The following is a 16,553-nucleotide window of genomic DNA, read 5'->3' on the forward strand; positions in this document are numbered from 1 at the left end:
GAATCTTACGATTCAGTGTCAGTATCTACCTCGCAGCAGATACCTCGAAATCTTCAGGATAATTCCTGTCCTTGGCTCGCGTTATATTAGATTTGAACGGAGTCTTTTTAATGTTCCAATATTCAGTTTTCAAAGTACGAGGGGAGGTTTTGAGCCACTCACTTTCGGAGTTCATCTCTGCTTGAGAGGGGCTCGTTGTTGAGTGGAGTATCATCCTATTTCGGTCGGTTTTTGTTGTCAACCTTCCGATTTACGTTTCTTTATCTTTTACTTTGAACACCATCTTTTTTTGAGTATCAAATCCAGATGGGGGAAAGGTGAGAGAGTGGGAAACGTGCGCCTCAACTGCGCTTCGATGAATTAATATTAGCCCAGAGATTTTGGATTGCAAGCCCTTTTTTTCATATTTTTCAAAAATCTAAAATCACAATACTGCTCTTAATTTTCAGGAAATTAGAAGCCCTATTAACTTCAATGATTGGTTTCCCGGTTATGAAATTAACTCTTAAAAAGATGCAGCAGGTGTTTCACACCAATCAAAAAACTGCAAACTCAGCCAATTGTTTTTTGATCATTCAGATCTTAAAAAAATTCTTTTCAAGACATTTTAGTGATTTAAAAAATATATAGATCCTTAACCCTCAACCGATCGAAAAAAGCCTTGGTAGAGACACCAAGGCTTTTTAAAATTTAAAAAATAGTGATTATTTCAACCAGGTTCAACCCGGACTATTCGGTAGAAACTTCCGATTGACCTTGCAATGCGGCGCCCAAAGTGTGCCAAGCCAAGGTGGCGCACTTCACCCGAACCGGATATTCCTGCACCCCTGACAAAATAGTGAGACGCCCCAAGTGATGCGGCTGACTTTCATCCAGTTCACCCAACAGCAATTTCTGAAACTCTTCCCGCATCTGCAAGGCTTCCTGCTTGGTTTTGCCCTTCACCGCGTTGGTCATTAGCGAAGCACTGGCCTTGGCAATGGCACAACCATCCCCCTGAAAGCCAATGTCCTCGATGGTTCCCTGATCATCCAGTTTGGTGTAAACGGCAAATTGATCGCCACAAAGCGGGTTTTTACCCAAAGCGTAAGCATTGGCCGACTCCAGCACCTTGAAATTGCGAGGCTTTTTATTGTGTTCCAGAATAATTTGCTGATAAAGCTCGTTATAGTCAGACATGAGGGGTGCCTTTTAGTTAAACAGATTCACGACAATCCGCACGGCTTTCACCAGCGCGTCAATATCTTCACGGGTGTTGTAGAACGAGAAAGAAGCTCTGGCGGTGGCCGGAACCCCAAATCGCTCCATAACCGGCTGAGCGCAATGATGCCCCGCTCGAATGGCAATGCCTTCCCGATCCAGAATGGTGCCAATATCGTGCGGGTGCGCCCCCTTAAGGGTAAAAGACAAAATGCCTGCCTTATGCGACGCAGTGCCAATCAGGCGCACTTCAGGAATCTCCAGCATTTGCGCGGTGGCATAAGCCAGCAATTCATGTTCATAAACCCCGATGCGATCCAGACCAATGGCACTTAAGTAATCAACGGCGGTTGCCAGTGCGATCACCTCGGCAATGGCGGGGGTGCCTGCCTCAAATTTGGCCGGAGGTTTGGCAAATACCGTTTTCTCAAAAGAAACCGAATGAATCATATCCCCGCCAAACTGGTAGGGCGGCATGATTTCCAGATATTTCATTTTGCCGTACAAAATACCCACCCCGGTTGGGCCGTAAAGCTTGTGAGCCGAAAACGTAAAAAAGTCACAATCCAGCGCCTGCAAATCCACGCTCATGTGGGGGGCAGATTGCGCCCCATCCACCAACACCGGAATATCCAGCGCATGGGCTTTCTCAATAATTTCCCGAATGGGGTTGACCGTGCCCAGAGCATTGGAGACATGACCCACCGCCACCAGCTTCACCCGATCCGTCAATAAACGGTCGAAGGCGTCCATGTCCATCTCGCCAGCGTCCGTAATGGGCACCACCTGAAGGACGGCGTCTTTTTCCAAACAAAGCTGCTGCCAGGGCACCAGATTGGCATGGTGTTCCATAGCGGAAATCAGAATATGATCGCCCGCCTGAATAAATTTGCGCCCATAAGTGGCGGCCACCAGATTAATGGATTCCGTGGTGCCACGGGTAAAAATAATTTCAGAAGGAGAGGCCGCATTTAAAAATTGAGCCACCTTGGTCCGACTGGCATCAAAATCCCGAGTGGATTGCTCGCTGAGTTTATAAACCCCCCGGCGCACTGTTCCGTTCTCATGGGCGTAGTAATTGGCGATTCGATCAATGACCACCTGAGGTTTTTGTGTGGTTGCGGCGTTATCCAGATAGACCAGCGGCTTGCCATGCACCTGCTGGCGCAACACCGGAAAATCCGATCGCAAACGCAGGGCTTCCGCCGGATCGATAGGATTAACGGATTGACTGGCGCTCATTACTTCATCCAAAACACTTTGACCCATGATCTCAGGCTCCTAATTGCCGCTTCAGCGAGGCATCCGCGCGGTGCAAGTTTTCCAGTACCCGGCCATCCAGCCAGTGGCGAACCAGTGGATTGGCAATGCGCTGAATGATTTCCTCGGCAAACCCGTAGGTTAACAACGATTGGGCCAGTTCTCGGCTTAAGCCCCGGCTGGCCAGATAAAAGAGTTGATCGGCTTCCAGTTGCCCAACCGTAGCCCCGTGTGCGCATTTCACGTCATCGGCGTTAATTTGCAACTGAGGGCGAGTCCAAACCTTGGCCTCATCGGATAACAACAGGTTTTTATTAAGCTGTTGAGAATTGGTTCCATTGGCCCCAGCCGCCACAAACACCAAGCCGTTAAACTCGGATTTTCCAGCGTCATCTAAAATACCCTTGTAGAACTGATCGCTTGAGCAATGAGGAACCCAATGCTCGGTGACGGTTTGATGATAAATTTCGGTAGACCCGGTTAAAACATCCAACCCGTTCAGCGTCACTTCGGCGTTTTCACCTTTCAGCAAGGTACTCACGCTATGGCGGGCGGTTTGACCACTTAAGGTGACCGTAGACAGCGTCAGCTTGGCATTTTCAGCAAGCGTGCTGCGGGTGGCCGTTAAATGCCAACCCTGAGGGGCTTCATTCAAAACCAGACTACATTCGGCTTGAGCGCCTTCCGCCAGTAAAAATTCCTGCACAGAATTGTTGAAATACAAATGCTCGCCCAGGCCCACATGGGCAATGGCCATATTCACCTGAGCGTTGCGGCCCAGCGAAATCAGGTTGCGGGGATATGCCGCCCGAGGCTCAGCGCTGCCCGTAGTCAGATACAACACCTGAATCAGAGGCGTCACCGTGGTATCGTCTGGCACATGAATCAGGGCGCCATCTTCGAATAAAGCGGTATTCAGAGCCACAAAAGCATCTGGCTCCTGGGCCAACCCTTGGGCCAACACCGATTTAACGGGTTCCGGCTGAGTGTCCATGGCGGCCTTCAGGCTGCCAACCACCACACCCGCAGGCAATGCGGACGTTGAAGATACATCCGCATCAAAACGACCATTCACAAAAACCAGATGAATCACATCCGCGCCCGGTTCACCCAGCAAGTAGGGCTGTAAGGTAGCCTTGGAAACAGGCAAGGCAGCGGTGTGCGGTTGAAATGGCAAGCCTAACAGCGGACGGATATTAATATATTTCCAGGCTTCCAGCTTGCGGGTAGGAAGTCCTAGCTGATCAAAGCGAGACAGTGCGTTCAGGCGAAGGGCCTGCAACCAGTCGGCAGTTTCCGGCAAAATGGCCTGTAGGCGCTGCCGAAAGCTTTGCTCGTATAAAGTTTGTACAGATTGGGGTTTTGCGGAAGCCACCATGCTCATCATGCCTCTTGTCCAGCTAGCAAACCGGCTTTTTCAAGAAGCCAGTCGTAGCCTTTTTCTTCCAGTTCCAAAGCCAGCTCCTTGCCCCCGGATTTAATAATGCGACCCTCGGCCAACACATGAACGAAATCCGGAACAATGTAGTTCAGCAAACGCTGATAGTGGGTCACCAAAATCATGCCATTTTCAGCGCTGCGTAGGGTATTGACTCCGTGGGCCACAATCCGCAGGGCATCAATATCCAAACCGGAATCGGTTTCATCCAGAACGGCCAGCGTGGGTTCCAGCACCGCCATTTGTAAAATCTCGTTCCGTTTTTTCTCCCCGCCAGAAAAGCCTTCGTTGACCGAACGCTTGTTCAGCAATTCAGGATCCATTTCTACAATTTTGGCCTTTTCAGCCAGCAAATCCTCAAACTCCAGCGGGTCCAGTTCATCTTTGCCGTGATGGGTCATTTTGGCGTTATAGGCCATCCGTAAGAATCCGGCGTTATTGACCCCCGGTACTTCCACCGGGTACTGAAAGGCCAAGAACACACCGTCACGGGCCCGCTCTTCCGCTTCCAGTGCCAACAGGTTTTGGCCCTTGTAAAGCACTTCCCCGCTGGTTACCTCAAAAGCGGGATGACCCACCAACACCTTGGACAAGGTACTTTTGCCGGAACCGTTCGGCCCCATAATGGCATGCACTTCACCCGGCTGAATGGTCAGGTTAATGCCGTTTAGAATATTCACGCCATTCACGCTGGCGTGGAGATTTTTCACTTCAAGAATGGGGGTAGTCACGATGGGGATTTCTCCATTTTAAATTTAAATTTAAAAATTGTTGTGATTCACCGTTCAACGCAGGGGTTAGCCCACACTGTTTTCCAGTTTTAAGCCCAGCAGGCGGGTGGCTTCCACCGCAAATTCGCCGGGTAGTTCCTTAAACACGTCTTTGCAGAAGCCGTTGATAATGGCGGAAACGGCGTCTTCGGTGCCAATGCCCCGCTGGTGGAAGTAAAACAGTTGTTCTTCGCTAATTTTGGAAGTAGAGGCTTCATGCTCCATTTGAGCCGAAGCATTGGCAATGTCCACATACGGGTAGGTGTTGGCCTGACAGCTGCCACCAATCAGCATGGAATCGCACTGGGTGTAGTTCCGGGCACCTTCGGCGGATTTTTTAATGGACACCAGCCCACGGTAGGAGTTGCTGGATTTTCCGGCGGAAATGCCTTTGGAAATAATGGTGCTTTTGGTGTTTTTGCCGATATGCACCATCTTGGTGCCGGTATCAGCCTGCTGCAAGTGGTTGGTCAGCGCCACAGAATAAAACTCGCCCACCGAGTTATCGCCTTCCAGAATACAACTGGGGTATTTCCAGGTAATGGCGGAGCCGGTTTCCACCTGAGTCCAGGAAATTTTGGCGTTTTCGCCCGCACAACGGCCCCGCTTGGTTACAAAGTTATAAATACCGCCCTTGCCCGTTTTGGGATCGCCGGAAAACCAGTTTTGCACTGTGGAATATTTAATATTCGCATTTTTGGCGGCATACAGTTCCACCACGGCGGCATGCAGTTGATTGGTGTCAAACTTGGGGGCGGTGCAACCTTCCAGATAACTCACCTGACTACCTTCTTCCGCAATAATCAGGGTGCGCTCAAATTGACCGGAACCTTCCGTGTTGATGCGGAAATAGGTGGACAATTCCATAGGGCATTTAACGCCTTTGGGAATGTAGACAAACGAACCATCCGTAAACACGGCGGAATTCAGGGCAGAAAAGTAGTTATCGGTCACCGGCACCACGCTGCCCATGTACTGTTTAATCAAATCCGCATACTCGTGCAGGGCTTCGGAAATGGAGCAGAACACCACGCCGTGTTTCAGCAAATCTTTTTTAAAGGTGGTGGCCACTGATACGCTATCAAACACGGCATCCACCGCCACGTTGGCCAGTTTTTTCTGTTCCGAAAGCGGCAGGCCCAACTTATCGAAGGTACGCAGCAGTTCAGGATCCACCTCATCCAGGCTTTTCAACTTTTCTTTAGGCGGCTTGGGGGCAGAGTAGTAAATAATGTCCTGATAATCAATTTTGGGATAACCCAAATGCGCCCAGTCCGGCTCTTCCATTTTTAGCCAATGCCGAAAAGCGTTCAGCCGGAAGGTCAACATCCACTCCGGCTCGCCTTTTTTCTTGGAAATCAGACGTACGGTATCCTCTGAAAGCCCCTTGGGAATGATATCCGCCTCGATATCGGTGCGAAAACCATACTTGTACTCTTGGTTGGTCAGGGATTCAAGGCTTTTCATGCCGGTTTACTCCATTCGGGGTTCAATGCTGTAAAGTCCGGGGGGACTTGGGGATTGCGGCTGAGACGGATTTATTTTTGCGGGCAAAGGGATCGTAACCGGTTGCAAGGCAACCTAATTATGAACTTCCAGAAAAGAACAGGTTTCAGAACAACTGGCGTGAGGGTCGGTATCCAAGCAGGGAGAACAAACCTTGTCCAGCAAGTCCAGACGATGCTCAATATCCGCGTTCAACGTGGTGAGCTGGGTAATTTTGTCGTGGATAAAGTGCTTTTGCTGGCTCAAGGAGTCCCGGGTCTGGGCAATCTGCTCTTCCTTGGTAAAATTTCGGCTTTTGGAATACGGCCCCAGCACCTTCAAAATTTCATCCAGCGAAAAATTGAGGCCTTGTAGGGCCAAAACCGCGTTAATGCGCTTAAGGGAATGGTGATTATAAAGCCGATACTTCCCGGAGGAGCGCTTGACCGGGCCAATCAAGTCCATTTCTTCGTAGTAGCGCAAGGTTCTTACGGTTACATCGCACAGCTTTGCCAATGCGCCAATGGTTAAAAACTGGGCCTCTTCTTTTTCAGGCTCAGGCGCTTCAAACAAGGGTTGCTGGCTTTGCGAATTGCTTTGCATTCGGGGAATACCTCCGACACACGCCATGCTCTATGTTCTGAAATCAGAAGCATTAACAGTGGGCCAAATCAGTTGAAAAACACAGTGAGATTTTTAAAGAAAATCAAGGTTCTAATAGCATTAGCATAGAACGGATTAACGTTAACGTCAAGGTAAGCCTTTGAGAATTCTCAACTTGTACGTTGACGTGAGAGTGGGTGTTGCCGTATTGTGCCAAGCCCACCCAGGCGTGTCAACCCTGGAATTACGGCAAAAAGTCATGAAACCCAAGCCATTGCGCCCCAGCCATCAAAAAAGGAGTGCATTGGGCCACAAACTCCCTCATCAAGTACTCCATCTCGCTGATAAAAGCGGGCCAATCGCTTGAATCAATCAAAATATGGGTATAGTACAGAGGTCCTGCTCCAGTGCTGCGTTGTTGATTGGGTAACCGTCATTTTCCATGAGTAAACAAGAAAAAATCTTTCTTTTTTGTGTGGGCGTCTTTTCGCTGACATTGGTGCTGGTGAGTTTTTTTTGGCGCTCTAACCAATACTATAGCGATGCCTACGCCCCGGTTGTGGAAAAATCCAACGCCAAACGGGCCATTGCTGAAGAAAACCGGAAAAACGAGGGGAAAACAGGACGTTACACCCCTAAAAACTCTGAGCAGCCCTTGCCTTCCGGTTTTAGAGAGCGAGATATCGACAAAAAAGAAGGCGATCGCTTCTCCACCTATTAACCCATTTTAAAAACCAGCGAGGCTAGTCCAGTGCCAGGTTATCAATCAGCCGAACCTGATTGACATAGGCCGCAATCAACAAGCGGGTACCGGCTATCAGATGATCCACCGGTTGAAAGGTTTGAGCGTCCACCAGCGCCAAATATTGAATCTCAAAGCGCACGGAGCCATCCAGCCACTGGGACAGCACCCGCTCACAAGCCGCATCCAGCGTTGGCTGCGTGGGCAATGGCGACGTGGCGGTTTGATAAGCTTGCCGAACCTCGGTCAGAATACGGTATAACAGCAGTGCGGCCTGCTGCTCTCCTGCCGATTTCAAATACTGATTTCTGGAACTCAAGGCCAAGCCCTGCTGATTGCGAAGGGTGGGATGGGCCAGCACTTGCACGGGCAAGTGTAAATCCTGAACCATTTTGCGAATGACCGCCAGTTGCTGGGCGTCTTTTTCTCCAAAAATGGCCATATCCGGACGAATTAGATTGAACAGCTTTAAAACCACCGTGGCCACGCCCGTAAAATGTCCGGGGCGAAACGCACCGCAATACAAAGCGGTCATATCGGAAGGCGGAACCACCATGGTGAGCTGGCCCATGCCAGCCGGGTACATTTCCTCAGCCTCCGGGGCAAACACCACATCCACCCCCAGTTGTTGACAGCAATCCAAATCCTGTTGAATGGGCCGGGGATAGGCCGCCAAATCTTCCTGCGGGCCAAACTGCAGCGGATTGACAAAAATACTGACCACCACAATGTCCGCCAGTTCACGGGCTTGACGAATGAGGGCCTGATGCCCCTCGTGCAAAGCGCCCATGGTGGGTACCAGCGCAATTTTTTTTCCCTGCCATTGGGCATATTGAAGCTGATAATCAGACCGCTTTTTTAAAACAAGCATCATATAAAACCTGAAACCTCTGACAAGAACTTAAAGCTCAGCCGCCCATTGGGCCAAGGCTGGCAAAGCAGCTACAGGAAAGGCGAAGGACTCCGTATCGTTGTCCGGGAAGGCCAAGGTCTGGATATCAGCGGCGTAGCGCTGAACCGCTTCACCAATTAAAGCGCCGGAATTCATGTACTGGCGCACAAAGCGGGGGGTCAATTCGCTATAACGACCCAGCAAATCATCCACCACCAGAATTTGACCATCGCACACATTCCCGGCCCCAATGCCAATGGTGGGAATGCGCAGCTTACGGGTGATTAAATCAGCCACTTCCACAGGCACCATTTCCAGCACCAGGGCAAAGGCCCCAGCCTCTTGCAGGCGCAATGCGCCATCCACCAGCTTCTTAACGTCTTCCAGATTTTTACCCTGAATTTTAAACCCGCCCAGCGTATTAACCATTTGCGGGGTAAAACCCAAATGTCCGACCACCGGAATGCCAATTTCCACCAAGTGGCGCACTACTTGAATGACCCGTTCCGATGCGCCCTCCAGCTTAACCGCCTGAGCGCCCCCTTCCTGAATAAAGCGGCCCGCGTTTTTAACCGCCTCAACCGGATCGGCCTGATAGCTCATAAAGGGCATATCGGCCAGCACCATAGCGTGCCGAGTGCCTTTAACCACCGCTTTCACGTGGTGCAGCATTTCATCCACCGTTACGCTCAGGGTATTGGGATGTCCCAGTACGGTCATAGCCAAAGAATCACCGACCAGCAGTAAGTCCACCCCGGCCTGATCCAGAATGCGGGCGGTACTGTAGTCGTAACAGGTTAAACTGACAATTTTTTGGCCTTGATCCTTTTTACGCAACAGGGAAGCCACCGTGTGGGCCTTGCGCTGAACGGGATTATCCGCTGATACGGAGGGTTGCTGGGTATGAACGGACACAAAAAAGTCCTCAACATCGAGTAAATGGCGTAAGGATAGTGAATGATCGACGGTGCTGCCATTCTAGTGCCATGCCGCTGCCATGGCAAGAGTGGCGATTCTTTAGTCCACAGGGTTCAAATTTAAAGGCTCAGGAGCGGGAGATTCTGGATCGAGCGGGGGAAGGGACACCACCACCGGAGCGACCACCATGGCCTGCTGAATTTGCTTGAATTTGCCGGGGTAATCCCGCTTAAACCATTGCACAATGGCACGGCCCAACTGAACGGGGTTGTGACGCACCACATGATGCTCCCCTTCATCCACCAGTAATTTTTCCACCACTTGCACCCCTTGCGAGGCGCAGCGTTCACGATCCAGCAACACAGGCTGATAACCGTGCGTCTGATATTTTTCCAGCAAGGATTCGGGGAGCCAATTGTTCACAATCACCCCATTCACCACGTTGGGGTAAGGGCAATGGTCCAGAATGGCCTGCAAGTGATCGCCCACCGTATAGCCGTCCGTTTCTCCGGGCTGGGTCATAATATTGGCCACATACAACTTGGGAGCCTTGCTTTTGGAAAGCGATTCCGCGATATCGGAAATCAACAGATTGGGCAAAACACTGGTATACAAACTGCCCGGCCCTAAAATAATCAGCTCGGCATCCTGAATGGCTTCAATCACCTCGGGAATGGTTCTTGGATTATCCGGGATACAGCGCAAGGTAACGATTTTGCCGTTGGCCTCAGGAATCATGGATTCCCCAATCACTTCAGTGCCATCATCCATGGTGGCGGCCAGTTTAATGCTTTCCAGCGTGGAAGGCAGCACGCGGCCCGATATGTTTAGTACCTTGGAGGACTCTTTAATGGCCGAAAACATATCGCCCGTAATGTGGCACATGGCGGTTAAAAACAAATTGCCAAAGCTATGGCCTTCCAGCCCCGAACCGGTTTTAAAGCGGTATTGAAACAGCTCGGTGATTAACCTTTCCTCATCCGCCAGGGCCGCAATACAGTTGCGAATATCACCGGGGGGGATAATGCTGTGCTCCAGCCGCAGCCGCCCGGAACTCCCGCCATCATCGCCCACCGTGACAATGGCCGTAATGTTCGAAGTATATTTTTTGAGCCCCCGCAGCAAGGTGGACAAACCCGTACCACCGCCAATGGCCACAATGCGAGGCCCGTGAATCAGCTTGTTCTGGCGGAAAAGGGCTTCCAGCAAATCCGCGTCCCGGCCTTCATGCTGTAAGGCCACCATTACGGTGCGGTAAGTCTTTCTCAACCCAAAGTAAAACAGAATAATGCCCACGCCCAGCAAAATCGGCCCACTGATACTGGCCGGAAAAATAAGGGCCAAAGACTTTAACCCTTCAATAAACAGAGTGACCGGTTGCAAATTCAGCACCAGCGCACTGCCCACAAAGGTCATCACAAAACCGGCAACCGCAATACCCAGCCATCGCTTAATGGATAATCCCGGCAGTAGCCATGAAGCCATTCTGGGGAATTTGAGCATATTTAAGAAACCTCTCCAGCCGAACAAGCGGTCGGTTGAGCGGTGGCACCAGCCCCATTGCCCCACCGCAGCATTTCCCGGTGATTGGTCAGGATTTGAAACGAGGGATAACGCTGCTTGAGATAAGCGGACAAGGCCTCGCCCATGCACACCGAACGGTGCTTACCACCGGTGCATCCAACCCCAATGGTCAGGCGGGTTTTGCCTTGCGCCTGATAGAGAGGCAACATATCCGCGATTAAATCCGCCCATTTATCAAAGAAAGTGCTGGCATGATCCAGGTTGAAAATAAAATCGCGTACCGGCTGATCCTGACCGGTCAAAGGGCGCAAGCGCTCATCGTAGAAAGGGTTGGTCATGAAGCGCATATCAAAAATCATTTCAGCGTCTTGCGGTGCGCCATATTTAAAGCCAAACGTATTGATATAAAGCGTAAAGCTATCGTTCTCAATGGGCAATCCCAAAACACGGGCGAGTTTATGCCGTAATTCCACCGGGCTGGTGGTGCTGGTATCAATGGAATAATCTTTTAGTTCCTTAATAGGCCCAAACAGCTTTTTTTGAGCGGCAATGGCCACTTGTAAGCCCCCGGTTTCAGTGGCCTCAAAGTCATGCTGCTTTTCGGACTGCAAATAACGCTGCACCAACACATCTTCGGGCGCATCCAACGTTAAAATCTTCAGGGCCGGAAACTGCGCCTTCAGCGCGTGAATGGAAGCAATCAAAGCTTCCGGGTTGGTGGCCGGAGATAAACGCACCGTAAACGCAACCGGCAGATGCCCGGTCATTAAGGGGGCAATGGTTTCCACCACCCGATCCGGGGCCACATTGGCCACGCTGAGGAAACCGTGATCGGAAACGATATCCAGGGCGGTGGTTAAGCCGGAACCGCTGGTTCCCAAAATAAGAAAGGGGTTGAAGTTTTGATAATCGTGATTCATAGCCAGCCCGATGCTCCTATTTCAGCCAAGGGCAAAGACACTGGCTGCACAAGCATTTGGCCCACCCGATCCGCCAAATCCACACATTGCGGTAACAAAGGGCTAACGTGCAGGGTTTTAAACTTCACGGCCACAGACTTCCCGTCTTCTGCGGTTAAAGTAGACTGGCCAATCAGCTGACGAGCCTGATCCATAACCCCTTGGGGCGGCAGGAAGTCCTGCATCCGGTTGATAGAAAGCTTGCCCTGCTGGTCATAGCGCTTGCCCAGATAAATTTCGGGGGCGGTGCGCAAGCCCAGCTCTTTTTCCACCTGCTCCAAAATGGGACCGGCAGGCCCCATCAGCACAAACCAGGCGTTCATTTTGTGCAGCGCCTTGGCCACGGTCATGGCTACCTCAGGGTTTGACAGAAAATCGGTATACAGCGCCCCATGGGGACGAATATGCTCAATTTCCAAACCTTCGGAGCGTACCATGGCCTGAAACGCGCCCAATTGAACAACAATCCAGGCGGTTAAAGCTTCCGGGGAAATTTGCATGGACTCATACCCGTTGCGGGCCGGATCGGGATACCCGATATGGGCGCCCACCGAGCAGTTAAAGCGCTTGGCTTGCCGAATCGCTTCCAGCAACTCTACGGGATCTCCATCATGCACGGCACAGGGAATACTGACCGAGGTGACATGATTCAAAAGTTCATAGTTGGTTTTCTTAAAAAACGCCAAATCTCGGCTTTGACCGAGATCCGTGTTCAAGTCGATAAACTGCTTAACCTTGTGGCTTAACAGAATTTTCTTGGCTAAATCTACAGTTTTTGGCATGGGTAAACCTATTCTCAATGACTCTATATTAGAGCAAGCGAACCTTTTTTAAAAGCTCAGTAAAGCACCAGCCACAGGGCCAGCCTGAATTGCCGCACCAGACAAAGGAATACAAAGGTGACCACGAAATCATAAGGCGCGGTTTCAATGCTTAAGCGCAGCGCTCGCCCCGGCAACTCGGCCCAGGATAGCTGCCCCGTTACACTTAAAGCCACCAGATAGATCAGCCCAATCCCATGCAGCAAGGCAACCCCTGCCAAAGCGGTGGCCAACAGCTTTAGGGAACGGCTCATTTTATCCCGCTTTTGAAACGCCTTGTGAAACGTTTTACTGAGGATTGAAGCGGCAAAAAAAGTACCCAGCAAATACCCAAAGCCGGGTTCGCTCAGGTAATGCCAACCACCCCCATTGGCAAACACCGGAAAGAAAAACAAACCCAGCACCAAAAACAGAAGGATTACGCCTGTGCCCATAAATGGCCCCAAAAAAGCGGCCATAAACAAAGCCAAAGGAATTTGAAAGGTGTACTGCATGGGCGTTAGCTGGCTGTAGCTGGAAACCGTTCGCCCAATATTGAGGGGGCTGGGCAATGACACGGGTACAAACCCAATCACCACCAGCAACAGTAAACACAGCAAGCCAATCAGCAAGCCATTGATACTAAGCCGGGGCGGATAAGAGGCCCGGTGTAACCAGGTGCGCTTTGGAAACAGGTCCAACCCACCATCAAAATCTGCGGCCGCTTGTTGCTCTGGCGGGCTAACTTCCGGTGGGGTCGCGTTGTCAGCATCCACAAGCGCAATGGGAGTCACGCCATCATCCTTCATATCCGGCATATCAAGTTCCGAAACCTTTGGGCAGACCATCCAGTCGAGTTTGTAACGATTGCTTCAAATTTTTATAACTGGCCCGATACGCATCAGAGCCAATATCCGAGGTGGTCATAATCAAGGCGTCTTCCTGATTGTCCTGATAATAACGAGGGCGGACGCCGACTGTGCTGAAGCCATATTTATAATACAGGTTTTGGGCGTTGTAGTTGGAAGCCCGAACCTCCAGCGTGCCCCAGTGAATGGAGTTGGCCATGCTGCGGTCCAGAATGTGCAACAGCATTAACTCTCCCAGCGCATTGCCCCGTAATTCGGGCCGAACGGCAATGGTGGTAATGTGAGCCTCGTCCACAATTAACCAAAACCCGCAGTAGCCCAGCAATTCAGAAGTATCGGATCTTACCAGCGAGTAATACCGGCCCACATGGTTGTTCATTTCGTTGTAAAAAGACTCATCCGACCAGTGATGGCGACCAAATGAAACCGCCTCGATTTCCATAACCGCAGGCACATCCTGAGCCCGCATACGACGGATCTCAAGTTGAACCGCCTGAAGCTTGGCCTGTTTGGATTCGGATGTAGAGATCATAAACAACGAACCAACCTGTGAACGCTAACTTGCTTTCAGTCCAGTAAACCCAAAACACGTTGGAACATGGACTCAACACGATAAACCGAAGCACTCCCTCAAGTTTACTTTGTTTATTTTAGCTGAAAAGCAAAAGGAAGCCACGCCCTTCAATTTTAGCAAGCGGTTCTGGGGAATGAACATTTTTGGTAGAATACTGAAGTATTAAACGCAGTGGGACTTAAAGCCATTCCCCCCAATTTCGAGAGCCGGGAACCCTCCACACCGGAGGTCAGCGCCCCTACTGACCACTCCCAGCCGCTGGATGCCGGTGGTTTTGCCAATCCGGCTGAACCTCTGAAATCGGCTCAAAAAATGGTGGAAGTGGCCCTAAAAGATGAGCGAGAGGGCATCATCCGCTTCAGCTTCAAGACCCCCGGCTGGGATAACCTGGCAGCGTCCGCCAATCGCTTGCTCAAGTTTGAATTTCCCACCATTCGGGATATTAAAGTTTGTGAACGACTGATTAAAACCAACGTATTGTCCACCGGCCTTTCCAAAAAAGCGCTGGAAACCCTGCCCCTGCATTCGCTGGAAACCATTTATGTAAACCTGTGGCGGGCCTGGTTTGGAGACGACATTACTTTGGCCGATGAATGGCTGAGCCTGTTTTTACTGGCGGAGGATTTGGACGGCTTTCAACTGAGCGCCATGGTGGAGCAAGACGTGGAACAGCTTGGCTTGCGCGATCAAGGGGCCATGCACAGCTACTATTACCGGGGCGCCCTAAGCAAGGAGCAAATGGCCACCTTCCTGACGGGACATGGCTACCGTACCGATTACTTAGGAGCCACCCAAAAGCTGGAAATTTCCTATTTACTGTGCAGACGCCTGACCCGCCCACTCCCGTGGTCGGCCTTGCTGAACAAACTGGAACCCGCTGACCTGAAGCGTTACCCCCGCCTTGCTTACCTGAAGGCCCTTTATGAAGCGCTGGGGCAAAAAAAATGGATTGTCCAGCCCATTACCCCGGATACCGCCTTTGCGCAACTCAACCAGCTTTCCCAGTGGCTGAACCACAAGGATTTTAGCCGCATGGGGGCTGCCTACCACTTGCCAAGACCCGTTAAAGCACTGGTTATTGTGGAAGGTGAAACCGAAAAGCTGCTGCTTCCCATGTTCGCCCAAGCCATGCAGCTTGATTTCAACCTGCTGGGAATTCACTTGCTGCCAGCCGGGGGCAAGAACCACGTTTTATCTATCTACCGGCAACAAGCCCAAACCCTGAATTGCCCCATTTTCATTGTGCTGGATCAGGATGCTGGGGCCATTGCCCAGGAAATCCGCACCAACTTTCGGCAGGGCGACTATATTTTCACCATTCAGGAAGGCGAGTTTGAAGACCTGTACGATATGGCGCTGGTGCTAAAAACCATTAACCTGCATTACCAGCCTTACCCGGAGGTGACCGCTTACAGCTTTCTGAAACTCACGGAAGAGAGCAAAGCCAAAGGTCGGGTTCAGGCGCTGAAAGTCCTGTGGCAGTCTTACAACCTGGGATCGTTTGATAAGATTGACTTTGCCATTAAATACACCGAAACCTTTCAGCAGAGTCAGCTCAGCAAAGAAGTTTTAGCCCCACCCAAAGCCATACGCCGTTTGATCGAAACCATTTTAACCGTTCGTCACTCCTCAAAAGCCTATCCAGGGTTTTAGCCACAGAAAGAAATGCATCCATGCACCGGGAACTTTTTAATCCACAGCAAGCGGAACCTCACGCCGCTCAGTCCCTTACCGACTTCCCGGAAGGGCTTTTGTACGGGTACAGTGTTTACACCACCTTAAAAATGCCCTGCTCCGAGCAAGTCATTGATCTGCATTTGCAACGCCTGAAAAAAGACTGCAAGGCCCTGGGCTTAAGCTGGCGCTATACCGATCACTGGATTATGCGGCAGTTAAGCGATTTGTTTCAGGCCCAAACAGAAAATCCGGTGTTCCGGCTCAGCGTATGCGCTGATTTGGACGGTTACGGGGCTTTCTATAGCGAAGAAAAGTGGCTGCCCAGCCGTCTATTTTTATCCAGCCGCCCGCTCGGCCTCAGGCCAGCCAAGGGCTTGCGCTTAACAACCGTGAACCACCAACGGGCCATGCCCACCCTTAAACATGGGGCCATGGCCGATACCATTTTACGCAAGCGACAAGCCCGACAACAGGGCTTTGATGACATTTTGCTGATGAATGAGCAGGGGCATGTCTGTGAAGCCAGTACCGCCAACTTCTTTTTAATTCAAAACGGGGTTTTAATGACATCCGACCCCCTGCGAGACGGTTGCCTGCCCGGTATTACCCGCCAGCAGCTTTTAGACGGAGCGCAAAGCCAGCGCATTGAAATTTCTACCGAAGCAATCTCGCTGGAAACCATTCAAAACGGCCACGGCGCTTTTTTAAGCAACGCCGTGCAAGGGGTGGTGGCGGTGCAATGCGTTGATGACTACACCCTGCCATGGCCAACTGAAGCCCAACGCTTGATGACCTGCCTGGGGCAAACGGTGAGCATTTAAGGCCCGGAAAGAATGGCTGGA

At 51.0% G+C, this 16,553-nt stretch carries 16 protein-coding genes; 3 read left to right on the forward strand and 13 right to left on the reverse strand.

What is annotated here, in order from left to right; genetic code table 11:
* Positions 1-729 precede the first annotated feature (729 nt).
* The 6 genes from sufU to ACEW81_RS04950 form a co-directional block, all read right to left on the reverse strand.
* Positions 730-1,179: a Fe-S cluster assembly sulfur transfer protein SufU gene (sufU, locus tag ACEW81_RS04925; RefSeq protein WP_373531856.1), complete on the reverse strand. Its 450-nt coding sequence runs from the start codon at positions 1,177-1,179 to the stop codon at positions 730-732.
* A 12-nt stretch (positions 1,180-1,191) separates the two neighbouring features.
* Positions 1,192-2,442 (reverse strand): SufS family cysteine desulfurase, encoded by a 1,251-nt coding sequence (locus tag ACEW81_RS04930; protein WP_373532486.1) that lies wholly within the window; start codon positions 2,440-2,442, stop codon positions 1,192-1,194.
* A gap of 31 nt (positions 2,443-2,473) precedes the next feature.
* Entirely contained in the window at positions 2,474-3,838 is a 1,365-nt protein-coding gene (sufD, locus tag ACEW81_RS04935; protein ID WP_373531857.1) for a Fe-S cluster assembly protein SufD, read from the reverse strand.
* Positions 3,839-3,843: 5 nt separating this feature from the next.
* Positions 3,844-4,629, reverse strand: a complete 786-nt coding sequence (gene sufC, locus ACEW81_RS04940) for a Fe-S cluster assembly ATPase SufC (protein ID WP_373531858.1) — start codon at positions 4,627-4,629, stop codon at positions 3,844-3,846.
* Between the two features lie 66 nt (positions 4,630-4,695).
* A complete protein-coding gene (gene sufB / locus ACEW81_RS04945; protein ID WP_373531859.1) occupies positions 4,696-6,135 on the reverse strand; it encodes a Fe-S cluster assembly protein SufB in 1,440 nt (479 codons plus the stop codon).
* 114 nt (positions 6,136-6,249) lie between these two features.
* Positions 6,250-6,756, reverse strand: coding sequence for a helix-turn-helix domain-containing protein (locus ACEW81_RS04950; RefSeq protein ID WP_373531860.1), 507 nt, complete (start codon positions 6,754-6,756; stop codon positions 6,250-6,252).
* A gap of 442 nt (positions 6,757-7,198) precedes the next feature.
* Between ACEW81_RS04950 and ACEW81_RS04955 the strand changes: the two genes are divergently transcribed.
* The gene (locus tag ACEW81_RS04955; protein ID WP_373531861.1) at positions 7,199-7,477 is read left to right on the forward strand and encodes a hypothetical protein; all 279 of its coding nucleotides are present in this window, start codon (positions 7,199-7,201) and stop codon (positions 7,475-7,477) included.
* A gap of 22 nt (positions 7,478-7,499) precedes the next feature.
* Here the strand turns inward: ACEW81_RS04955 and panC are convergent, their stop codons facing one another.
* The 7 genes from panC to rimI all read right to left on the reverse strand — a co-directional run bounded on the left by panC (position 7,500) and on the right by rimI (position 13,992).
* Entirely contained in the window at positions 7,500-8,372 is an 873-nt protein-coding gene (gene panC, locus ACEW81_RS04960; protein WP_373531862.1) for a pantoate--beta-alanine ligase, read from the reverse strand.
* Between the two features lie 27 nt (positions 8,373-8,399).
* A complete protein-coding gene (gene panB, locus ACEW81_RS04965; protein ID WP_373531863.1) occupies positions 8,400-9,305 on the reverse strand; it encodes a 3-methyl-2-oxobutanoate hydroxymethyltransferase in 906 nt (301 codons plus the stop codon).
* Positions 9,306-9,407: 102 nt separating this feature from the next.
* Positions 9,408-10,811, reverse strand: coding sequence for a gluconeogenesis factor YvcK family protein (locus tag ACEW81_RS04970; protein WP_373531864.1), 1,404 nt, complete (start codon positions 10,809-10,811; stop codon positions 9,408-9,410).
* 2 nt (positions 10,812-10,813) lie between these two features.
* The gene (locus ACEW81_RS04975; protein WP_373531865.1) at positions 10,814-11,752 is read right to left on the reverse strand and encodes an RNase adapter RapZ; all 939 of its coding nucleotides are present in this window, start codon (positions 11,750-11,752) and stop codon (positions 10,814-10,816) included.
* Entirely contained in the window at positions 11,749-12,573 is an 825-nt protein-coding gene (locus tag ACEW81_RS04980; RefSeq protein WP_373531866.1) for a LamB/YcsF family protein, read from the reverse strand. Before ACEW81_RS04980 ends, ACEW81_RS04975 begins: the two co-directional genes overlap by 4 nt.
* A 56-nt stretch (positions 12,574-12,629) precedes the next feature.
* On the reverse strand, positions 12,630-13,409 hold the full coding sequence (locus tag ACEW81_RS04985) for a biotin transporter BioY (RefSeq protein WP_373531867.1): 780 nt from the start codon (positions 13,407-13,409) through the stop codon (positions 12,630-12,632).
* A 1-nt stretch (position 13,410) separates the two neighbouring features.
* Complete coding sequence (rimI, locus tag ACEW81_RS04990; RefSeq protein WP_373531868.1) at positions 13,411-13,992, reverse strand: ribosomal protein S18-alanine N-acetyltransferase; 582 nt, start codon at positions 13,990-13,992, stop codon at positions 13,411-13,413.
* A 213-nt stretch (positions 13,993-14,205) separates the two neighbouring features.
* On the opposite strand from rimI, the gene ACEW81_RS04995 reads away from it, so the two are divergent.
* Entirely contained in the window at positions 14,206-15,687 is a 1,482-nt protein-coding gene (locus ACEW81_RS04995; protein ID WP_373531869.1) for a TOPRIM nucleotidyl transferase/hydrolase domain-containing protein, read from the forward strand.
* A 20-nt stretch (positions 15,688-15,707) separates the two neighbouring features.
* Positions 15,708-16,532 carry an aminotransferase class IV gene (locus tag ACEW81_RS05000; protein WP_373531870.1) on the forward strand — a complete coding sequence of 275 codons (825 nt, stop codon included), beginning with the start codon at positions 15,708-15,710 and terminating at the stop codon, positions 16,530-16,532.
* Positions 16,533-16,553 lie beyond the last annotated feature (21 nt).

Origin of the sequence: Vampirovibrio sp. (assembly GCF_041737375.1) — a bacterium.
Lineage (GTDB): Bacteria > Cyanobacteriota > Vampirovibrionia > Vampirovibrionales > Vampirovibrionaceae > Vampirovibrio.